Origin of the sequence: Neopusillimonas maritima (assembly GCF_003576595.1) — a bacterium.
GTDB lineage: Bacteria > Pseudomonadota > Gammaproteobacteria > Burkholderiales > Burkholderiaceae_B > Neopusillimonas > Neopusillimonas maritima.
This window is the reverse complement of record NZ_NQOU01000014.1, coordinates 1-10,028: the sequence shown is the minus strand read 5'-3', so window position 1 is coordinate 10,028 and position 10,028 is coordinate 1. Positions and strand designations below refer to the sequence as shown.

Sequence of the window (10,028 nt, the reverse complement as noted above, 5' to 3'; positions counted from 1 at the left end):
ATCGACAGTTCGCGGCTCCCGCTGCGGAACCTGTTTTACTTTAACCAAACAGCCTCCGCGATTCCCGGTTTGATTCAAGGTGATGAATGACTCAACTCAGAGTAACAAACCAATTGCTTTAGTAGCGCTCGACATTGCAAAGAACAGATTCTCAATCCACCCACCGAGTCTATTAATATAAGGTTATTTGGATACCATATATTCGCTAAGGCAACGTAAATCACATAGCTGACAATCCACCATCAACCATAAAGGTCGCTCCTGTAACGAAGGAGGCCTCATCCGAAGCCAACCAAAGAATTGGCCATGCAATTTCCTCTGGCGAAGCCCAACGACCAAGCAGTGATGTGACACTACGCTCAGTTTTAAGCTGATCAACACTCTTACCCTTCGCTTCTGCTTTAGCAATATGAAATTCCGTTAGGGTTGAGCCAGGGCAAACAACATTGGCTCTGACCCCATGGCATGCTTCCTCATGAGCCAAAGTACGTGTAAACGCCAATTGTCCTGCTTTGGTGGTGTCGTAAAGACCCATTCCTTTACGCCCACTAACTGCGTAGCATGACGAAACATTCACAATGCTGCCTCTCCCTGATTGACGCAGATACGGCAAAGATGCTCGGCAATAATTAGCATTTCCAAACAAGTTCACGGATACCACGGCGTTCCACTCATCTAAAGTGGCCTCACCCAATGTCGAATAATTCCGACAAGCAGCGTTATTTACAAGGACGTCTAATCCGCCGGAGAAGTCAACACAATGCTGAACTGCCAACTGAGCCAACTCAGCTGACGAAACATCTGCCACAAAGCTTGAAATCAAAGCGTCAGGAATTGTTGACCTCACTAAATCTACCGTAAGTTCCAGCGACTGCCTATCACTATCGACAATCGTGACAATTGCCCCTTCAGAACAAAACAATCGAGCACATGCTGAGCCGATACCAGCACCACCTCCGGTAATCAACGCTTTCTTTTTACTTAATCTACCCACTTAAAACACCCCTTCAAATGGTGCACCTAAATTGAACAAGATCTATCAGACTGTATAAATTGGCTTGTCCAAGTTGTTGTTCAGATGCGCACGCGCCCACTCAACTGGATTCACAGATCGATCCAGTAGAACGCCGGCTGAACGTACATGCTGCGCCGCCGCATCTAACGCAGGGGGCTGCTCTCCTTTCTCCATCCCAATTACCGCATCGTGAAGCATCCGTCTTGCCATCACAATTGCCCTATCAGTAGGCAACAAATGTTCGGCTTCTCGATCCTGAATTGGCCCCATACTCTCTTGCAATGATGAGTCCTGAAGTGCAAAACCAAAGACGCCACTATATGAACGCTTATCTTTCTGCGCCTGTCGATCAATCAAATAGTCATTGTCCTTATTGGCCTTAGGTCTCAGAGAGCCCTCCTCGTACTCTACGTGGATTCCCTTGCCGAGCTCGAGCTCACGGCGCTCCTCGTCTGAGAGAGGTTTGTGGGGATGGAAGTTGACGCTCCAAACCCAGCAATTATGATCATCCATCGGCACGAAAATGTGACCTGCCATGGAATGGTCGCCAAACGGGGCAATCAATGTGTACCAGGGGAACAACCATTGCGTGATTCGCCAGTAATATGAATCTTCCTCTCCGTTCCTACGGCCGAACAGAGTCAATCCAAATGGCATCTTTTCGATTTCGAACACCACATTGCCGTCTGCCTTGATGTAATCAAGCGCCTTTGTGCCTTGGTGCATTGGATCAATATCCACTTCGTAACGGTGCACATATGAAACGTGCGCAGTATCGATACCACCTTCCATAGCCTGCAAATAGTTACACTCCTGCCAGCGTCGCGACACATGGACATGACTTTCTGGCAAAGTCACCCACTCCAGATCAACAGGTGGCGGCATGCGATCTTTTGATCCCATGTAGGCCCACACAATTCCGCCACGCTCAATGCACGGATATGACTTGATATGCATATGGGCGCAAGCCTTTGGCGAGGATGGCACGTCAACACATTGACCATTTCGGTCAAACTTCACACCATGATATGCGCAGCGAATCCCATTCTCTTCGTTACGACCGAAAAAAAGAGACACCCCTCGGTGAGAACAAAACTCATCGATGATCCCTGGATTGCCATCTGTATCGCGAAATGCCAGGAGCTTTTCACTCAATACCTGCACACGGACGGGGGGGCAATCGGGCTCAGCGATCTCATTGGACTTCAGGATAGGTATCCAATAACACCTCATCAAACTACCCATGCGGGTCCCTGAACCAGTACGAACTAATGTTTCCGACATTTCTAAATTCATGATGTTTAACTCCTTTGATTGGTTGGCAAATGTCCATCTAGCAAGATAAGTATCCATTGTATGGATACTTAGGGCAACTTAAAATGCGGGTTATTACTTAGTTATAGGCTGTCGGATAGGCCAGACTATGGCTCGCAAAGGAACATTGACTAACAATGAAAAAACCCCGAGCTTCCTATCGGCAGCTCGAGGTTTCAGAGTCAAACAGCAAAGAAATATATCTACAGTTAGGATCAAAAAACGTTCACGCAGCAACACCTACGGATTGGTAAATGTGCTTAATCTCCATAAAGTCCATAAGACCATCATGACCGTGCAAGCGACCTAAACCGCTACGCTTATAGCCACCAGTCTCAGCCTCAGCAAACAATTTATTGTGGTCATTAATCCAAACGGTACCGTTACGAAGTGCTCGTGCCAGCCGCATTGCGCGGGCACCGTCACGTGTCCAAACGCTGGCTGAGAGCCCGTACTCGGTAAAGTTCGTCTTCGCGATTGCCTCCGCTTCATCCGCAAACCTTTCCAACACCACAAAAGGGCCAAATAGTTCTTTCTGACAGAAGTCAGCGGAGGGGTCATCATGTGCAACTAACGTGGGCGTTAAAAAGTAACCTCGCGCAAGTGCACCGCCTAGACGTCCACCACTCACTATCACTTCATCGCAAATATCCGTCGCCTCCAATATATTTGATTGGATCAAAGACAAAGAGGCCTCATCAATCATAGGTCCCATATCAACTCCCGCTTGATGACCGGGCCCTACAACAATCTGCTCAAAGCTCACCTTCAAAGCTCGCTTCACCTCCTCATATTTGGAGTCATGCACCAAAATCCGGCGTACGGCCGTACACTGCTGTCCTGAAATAATGATGGCACCGGCCGTTAGCATAGGGGCCATCCGAGCTATGTCAGCGTCTTCAAAAACAAGAGCACATGATTTACCACCCAACTCCAGCGACAGCTTTTTCATTGTCGGCGCAGCTGCAGCCATGATGCGTTGCCCAGTCAAATTGGACCCAGTAAAACTAACAACGGCAACGTCTGGCGACGTCACAAACTCTTGAGCCACTTCATGCCCTGTTTCTGCAACCATATTCACGACGCCCGGCATGAGTGCCTCATCTTCATGCAAAGCGCGTATGATTTCAGTCGTGATCAGAACAGTCTGAGGCGCTGGCTTGATTACGACTGTGCACCCAGCAGCTAGGGCTGGTGTCAGGGAACGAATCAATAAGGCAACTGGGGCGTTCCAAGGAATAATAAGCGCGGCGACCCCGGCAGGCTCACGCAACAGTGTGGAAAATACACCCGGTTCGACCTCGAGAACATTTCCTGGAATATGCCGGGCAAGTCCAGCGTAATAACGAATTTCCGATATAGCAATCGCCATTTCGGCCCGTGCGTGAGAGATGATTTTTCCGTTTTCCGTTACAAGGAGTGTTGCCAACTCTTCTAATTTTTCCTCTAGTCGATCTGCCCAGCGCAACATCACTAGCTGGCGCAACCGAGGATTCTGCGCCCAGTGGCAATCTTCAAATGCTTTTGATGCAGCAACAATTGCCGCTTGTGCATCGGCCCGAGCACCCGCCGCAAAAGATCCAATCGGCAAAGCGGTGGAGGGATCAATACTCTTAGCACGTTCCCCACTTATAGCCTCAACCCAATTGCCATCGATTAAATTACGACTTTTCATCTACATACCCTTAAGTGAACGTTGGCGGTCATTAATGAGTCACTGACCCACCATCAACAACAAGCACCTGCCCAGTGACAAAGTCGCTCTCAGAAGAGCACAGGTAAACCATCGTTCCGCACATATCCTCTGGCGTAGCATCACGTTTGATTGCGCGGCTATTCACATTATTTTGTACAACGGCTCCACGCCAAGCTGGATTGTCCAAGACGCTCTCACTCATTACGAGACCGGGTGCCAGCGTATTAACCCGAACTCCATCGTCACCCAACTCGCGCGCCAAACAACGTGTCATTGCTACGATGGCGCCCTTGGATGACACATAGTGCAGCATCAACGGTATACCTTTGAAAACAGTCCCAGATGCAATATTTACGATTTTTCCGTACTTCTGTTTTTTCATTTGCGGGGCAACGGCTTTAACACATTCAAACGCCCCCCTAACGTTTACGGACATCATTCGGTCCCACTCTTCGGATGTAATTTGAAGAAAAGGCTTGGGTTGAACATTCCCGAATAGCGCTGCGTTATTAATTAGAATATCGACAGATCCAAACTCTTCTACCGAATTAGCCACCATCGACTTGACCGACGACGCACTGGTGACATCAACCTTCAATGCCATCGCCTTCCCTCCTCGCTGGCGGATCTCTTGCGCTAATGGCTCAGCATCCAAAATATCGGCTAGCACTATTGCAGCCCCCTCATCTGCCAACGCGCTTGCGTAGCTCGCGCCTATGCCCTGCGCAGCTCCAGTAATGATGGCAACGCGTCCGCTTAATTTTTTGCTCCTATCCATATTCTTAGTCCTCAATGGTTTGATTAAATGGATCTTTTGTGTTTCGTTAGTCTGGTAGCCAGACGGCTGTTTCAGATACAATTCCAGTAATTATCAGGGCATTGGGGCGATGAATTTCGAGCTACAAGGAGACTGCTAATGACGACCATTTGGTGTGTGTCAATCAACAGTACAACCCGCCCTTAGCAGTGACCTTATTGAATTTGTCCGCCAGACGATACTATTATACGTCTGACGGACAAATTCTTGCGGTGTTTTTTATCAGGGTCTTTACGGATCAAGGTATCGACTTAATATTCATCTGAAGGAACTTCATGACCACAGAAAGGCTCGGGGACAGTGTTCGCGCGGTTGATCGCGCACTGGATATCCTGATGGCATTCACGGCAGCGGACTATGAGCTATCCGCTGGTGAACTACTAAAGCGTGTAGATCTCAGCAGACCCACTTTATACAGACTGCTCTACACGCTAGAGCAAAGTGGCTTTGTTATGTCTGTTGGAGAACCACAAAAGTTCAGGCTTGGCCCATCGGTCGCTCACTTGGTTCACGTCTGGACATCGAGCTTTGAACTAAGCGAATTTGCAAAGCCTGTACTACGCCGTATATGGGAAGCCACAGGTGAAACTGTCGCTCTTTTCATACCTCAAGGCGCTTACAGGACATGTATCAGTGAGCTCCCTAGCGCTCAGCCGTTAAGCTTTAAGAGGGGTGTGGGCTATCGCGAAAGTATCGTCCTGGGCGCGAGTGGCCGTGCCATCTTGGCGTACTCAGACGTTGACCAAGACCAACTCAATGGGTACCTGAGAAACACTCATCTCGACCCAAAGCAGTTTCAAGAAGAATTGGCGAGAACCCGTCAGCAAGGCTACGCCGTTAGTCTTCAAGAGCTTATCCCGGGCGCCGTAGCTATTGCCGCACCTTTTTTTACCGGAGGAACACAGGTCGCAGGCTCAATTGGTGTGTTTGGCCCCAATGTAAGATTAGGAACTGCTCAAATCAAAGAGCTTGGCGAATTACTCATGACAGAAACAAAGACACTATCAAGTCAACTTGGTGGTTAGGTTTAAAACCTGCGATCTCGACAAAACTGAGTCAAACGATCAGGAAAAAGACTAAGCCCCAATCATGGGGCTTAGTCTTTTTAACTTATAAGGCTCAATTCAACGGTAGCGTACAACATCAGATAAGATGTCGTGCGCCTTGCACATCAAATCACGACGTAGACTGCTCTTCTGATACAAGCTGATCAATAATCTTACGCGCATGCATACCGCCGCCATCAATATTGAGACTGAGCAGAGGCCGACGAGTCCGCTCGACATTAACTTGCTGACGCTCCAACATCTCCTTGTCCTCTAAAAACACTTTGCTAAGATTGCTAGTAATCTGGTCAGTGAGCCCTTGGTCACGCGCATTGAAGTTACGCGCCATACCCCAGAAATACCAAGTCGATGTCTCAGTTTCTGGCGTAATGAAGTCCACCACGACGCTACTCACCTTGTGCGCGGGATCAGCTTCAAACCCACCGTGACCAGCGTGAGCTACGCCCACGTCAATCATTACATGACTTGGTGGAAAAAAGCGGCAGATCTGCCAACGATCTACAGGTACATCATCCTTGAGATTATTGCCCCTCAATGCAGCTTTCCAAAAGGGTGGCGCCATGATGTTATGCATGAAGCGACTGGTGATAGCGCTACCATTTTCCATTCGACTCGTCGGAGGCACTTCCTCAATTTCACGCTGACCAATACTGGTAGGATGTAAATAGGTTTCGTGCGTCAAATCCATCAAGTTATCGATAACGAATCGATAATCGCAATTGAAGTGGTACAAACCACCGCCATAGGCCCAATCTGGGTTGTCCGCCCAATGAAGCTTGTGGATTAGCTCGGGATCAGCTTTATCTTTGTCTCCGGGCCAGACCCAAATAAAGCCATAGCGTTCTTCTACCGGGTAGCTTTGTACACAAGGAAAACCTGAGACTCGCTGCCCTGGCATTGAAACCGCTTTACCCTCGCTTCCCATTCCCAATCCGTGGTAACCGCAGATAAGCTTTCCACTCTCTACCTTGCCTAGCGACAAGGGTGCGCCGCGGTGCGGGCAATAATCATCCAAGGCTACCGGCTTGCCATCAGGGCCACGATAAAACACGATTTGCTCATTACAGATTTTTCTGCCTAGAGGCTTTCCATCAATTTCGTCGGGGGTTGCTGCTACGTACCACGCATTCTTTTGAAACATGTCTCTCTCCTATAATTCTCGACAAAACAAATCAACGATTAAGACTCTTCCAGTTCGTATTACGAACCAATGTATCTTCGATGTGAACTGATGATAGAGCCCAAAATGTCCGTCTGGCGATAATAATATACACCAAGCGGACATTTTAACGCAAGAGCCGGAACTAAAATTTCAGAATGGTGGGTAGCTGAGATGAGCCTCCTCAACAAATGCGGAAAAGTGAAGCGCCCTGACTTTCGAGTCGTTGAATTTATTTCAAGTTAGACTTCATGCTTGGTCTGCGATTAGATGCTGGTGATAATTCGCTTTAGCTACCACAGGCTTACCCCATGATCGTTACAGGTAATAAATAAATAGCGCTAAAGCCAAGCCACACATCCGTGACTCTCAACTCTGGGCCGATTTCAGTCGTACGGCTCTGGCAGCCTTCGGCCAATAGCCGTCGGTGGCGACAGACGAGAGCAGTCGCTCAACGTTTGAGATGCAAGCATGACCCGGATTGCCGACATATCTCCTATCGATTGAAGTGTCACGTCACAGCTTTAAAAAAACGGCCGTTCAGCCAGCCTTGATTTACTTATAGGTAATTGAAATCCAAACTTCACCGTAAGGTCTTCTACGAGCAGTAGGAACCAATCGGGAGCCTTTGGTGAAACGACCACGGATTGAATAAGAGTTGGAATATCGCATGGAAGTGCAAGGCCCAAGGCTACTTGGCTATCGTCGCTGACTAAAAGGCGAACTTCGCGTTCATGCTCAAAGGGTTTTCGTTTGCGCCAGAAGGCACCATTTACATCGGCGAAGTACTCATCGAAGTCAACGTACTCGATTCGGCCGATTGAAATATCTGGATTTTTACCAAGTGCAGTATAAATGGAGCCCACGGTCGTCTGGATGGCTAAGGCGTGGCTCATTGAAGTGGAATACAGCTTCCACATTGCTTCGGACTCGTACCTGCTTTCATGCCAGCAACTGATGAATGTGCTTTCACGCTCCCTAGTCCCCACATCTTCGAGGCTATCTAAGAGTCTCTGCGCGTTTTCTTCGATAGCTTCCTCAGTCGGGAAAAGATCGCCTTCGTTATGCGGGATACCGTGTGGCTGTCATGGGGGTGGTGGGCATTACCAGCACATCGAATTTCTGCAGCCATGCGTCGTATTCATTACGCAAGCGACGGCGTAGATTCTGAGCTTTGGCATAAAGCCGGCCGCCGTGGCGCTCCAGCACACGGCCCGACAACAACACAGCTTTTATCGGTGCAGCCAACTCGGCGGCATGCGCCGGCCAGCTTTCGAACGCTTTCATATAGGTTAGGGAGTACGCGCCGATGCCGCCATAACCCACGCCATGACCCCGCACAATATTATGATAGGAACCTTCGATACCGATAGGTAACCACAAAGCCGAACCGATGTTATGCCAGGGGATGGAGACTTCCTCGACGGTCGCGCCTAAAGATTTCAGACGTTTGATTTCAGTACGAACAACGTTATCGACGCCTTGCTCTGTTTCGGGACGCCCAAACCCTTCTTTCACCACACCTATTTTCAAGCCCTTCACACCGCGCCCCAACGCTTTGGTATACGGTTGAACCTCGACATTGCGCTGGCGGCCATCGATACCATCCTCTCCAGCGATGATTTCAAGCAACAAGGCGCAATCAGCCACGGTGCGCGCCATGGGGCCGACGTGATCGAAGGTGTATTCAATCCCCGCGACCCCCGTGTAGGGCACCAGGCCAAATGTCGGTTTTAAACCCACAATGCCACAAAACGACGCCGGCATACGAATGGAACCGGCCTGATCGGCGCCGATCGACATGTCGACATCACCGGCGGCCACCAAGGCGGCACTGCCCGTACTGGAACCACCGGCGCTACGCCCCGGCGCACGCGGATTTTGAACCGGCCCATTCACCCCAGTCACACTGTTCCCCGCAAAGCAAAGATATTCGCACGATGCTTTACCCAGAATTTCACCACCGGCATCAAGGATACGGGTAACGACTGTGGCGTCGAAATCGGGCACATGACCATCTAAAATGGAAGCCCCATTGCTCATGGGCACACCTGCCACATTCACACTGTCTTTAATGGCCAGTGTTTTACCTTTCAGCTTACCTTTCGCCGCTCCTTTAATGGTGGATTTAACAACCCAGCCGTTATGCTGGTTTTCCGAACCCTCAGGGCGATAACCCGGCGTTCTTGGGTACTTAACCGGCGGCGTTTCGTCGGGTAATTGTTCTATAAGATGAAACGCCGGCGTAAGCGCCGACAAATACGCGTGGTATTCAGACACCTCTTCCGGTGTCAGATCAAGCTCAAGTTGTTCGCCAATTTCGCCAATACCTTGCGTTCCCGGAAATACATAAGCCATATCCCTGCTCCTTTTCAACGAATAACACACCAGCACATGAAAACTTGTACACCCGAAGCCTCACTGTACTGGTCCGGCTCTAAAGCCTCAACTAGAACAAACACGCGTAAGCACGTATTATCGCGACAAGGATGGCCTGACACGAATCAGATAGTTACTTTCAACCGCTTTTGGAACAAATTATGCACAGCGCACACGACGTTTTGAACTTTTGGTTTCACGAACTTACCCCAAAGCAATGGTTCGATAAAGACGATGCGCTGGACGCTGAAGTTCGTGAGCGATTCAGCCAACTGCACCACCGGGCCGCACTATGCGAGCTATATGAATGGCGCAAAACGCCACAAGGCCGTTTAGCCGAAATCATCGTGCTGGATCAGTTTTCACGCAATATTTACCGTAACCAGTCGCGTGCTTTCGCGTGCGACCCCCTGGCGTTGGCGCTGGCGCAGGAAGCTGTTGCACAGGGACTCGACAAGCAGTTCAAGCCGCCGCAACTGGGCTTCCTGTATTTACCTTACATGCTGTCAGTGATCGGTGTAATGGAACCACCTGTGATCGTAAATATAGGGCCAGTGATGATCGAAATTATCGAGCCAATC

At 49.4% G+C, this 10,028-nt stretch carries 9 protein-coding genes; 2 read left to right on the top strand and 7 right to left on the bottom strand.

Annotated elements, in window-relative coordinates:
• Positions 1 to 220: 220 nt before the first annotated feature.
• The 4 genes from CJO09_RS15470 to CJO09_RS15455 all read right to left on the bottom strand — a co-directional run bounded on the left by CJO09_RS15470 (position 221) and on the right by CJO09_RS15455 (position 4,803).
• A complete protein-coding gene (locus CJO09_RS15470) occupies positions 221 to 994 on the bottom strand; it encodes an SDR family NAD(P)-dependent oxidoreductase (RefSeq protein ID WP_119443159.1) in 774 nt (257 codons plus the stop codon).
• Positions 995 to 1,039: 45 nt separating this feature from the next.
• Complete coding sequence (locus tag CJO09_RS15465; protein ID WP_119443158.1) at positions 1,040 to 2,311, bottom strand: Rieske 2Fe-2S domain-containing protein; 1,272 nt, start codon at positions 2,309 to 2,311, stop codon at positions 1,040 to 1,042.
• Positions 2,312 to 2,555: 244 nt separating this feature from the next.
• Positions 2,556 to 4,004 (bottom strand): aldehyde dehydrogenase family protein, encoded by a 1,449-nt coding sequence (locus tag CJO09_RS15460; RefSeq protein WP_119443157.1) that lies wholly within the window; start codon positions 4,002 to 4,004, stop codon positions 2,556 to 2,558.
• A gap of 31 nt (positions 4,005 to 4,035) precedes the next feature.
• Complete coding sequence (locus tag CJO09_RS15455) at positions 4,036 to 4,803, bottom strand: SDR family NAD(P)-dependent oxidoreductase (RefSeq protein ID WP_119443156.1); 768 nt, start codon at positions 4,801 to 4,803, stop codon at positions 4,036 to 4,038.
• Positions 4,804 to 5,117: 314 nt separating this feature from the next.
• Between CJO09_RS15455 and CJO09_RS15450 the strand changes: the two genes are divergently transcribed.
• A complete protein-coding gene (locus CJO09_RS15450) occupies positions 5,118 to 5,867 on the top strand; it encodes an IclR family transcriptional regulator (RefSeq protein WP_119443155.1) in 750 nt (249 codons plus the stop codon).
• 151 nt (positions 5,868 to 6,018) lie between these two features.
• On the opposite strand, the gene CJO09_RS15445 is transcribed toward CJO09_RS15450, so the two are convergent.
• The 3 genes from CJO09_RS15445 to CJO09_RS15435 all read right to left on the bottom strand — a co-directional run bounded on the left by CJO09_RS15445 (position 6,019) and on the right by CJO09_RS15435 (position 9,426).
• The gene (locus CJO09_RS15445) at positions 6,019 to 7,050 is read right to left on the bottom strand and encodes an aromatic ring-hydroxylating dioxygenase subunit alpha (RefSeq protein WP_119443154.1); all 1,032 of its coding nucleotides are present in this window, start codon (positions 7,048 to 7,050) and stop codon (positions 6,019 to 6,021) included.
• Between the two features lie 542 nt (positions 7,051 to 7,592).
• Positions 7,593 to 7,988: a hypothetical protein gene (locus CJO09_RS15440; RefSeq protein ID WP_119443153.1), complete on the bottom strand. Its 396-nt coding sequence runs from the start codon at positions 7,986 to 7,988 to the stop codon at positions 7,593 to 7,595.
• 142 nt (positions 7,989 to 8,130) lie between these two features.
• On the bottom strand, positions 8,131 to 9,426 hold the full coding sequence (locus CJO09_RS15435) for an amidase (protein ID WP_119443152.1): 1,296 nt from the start codon (positions 9,424 to 9,426) through the stop codon (positions 8,131 to 8,133).
• A 182-nt stretch (positions 9,427 to 9,608) separates the two neighbouring features.
• On the opposite strand from CJO09_RS15435, the gene CJO09_RS15430 reads away from it, so the two are divergent.
• The coding region (locus CJO09_RS15430) for a DUF924 family protein (protein ID WP_147404936.1) at positions 9,609 to 10,028 on the top strand (420 nt) is incomplete at its 3' end.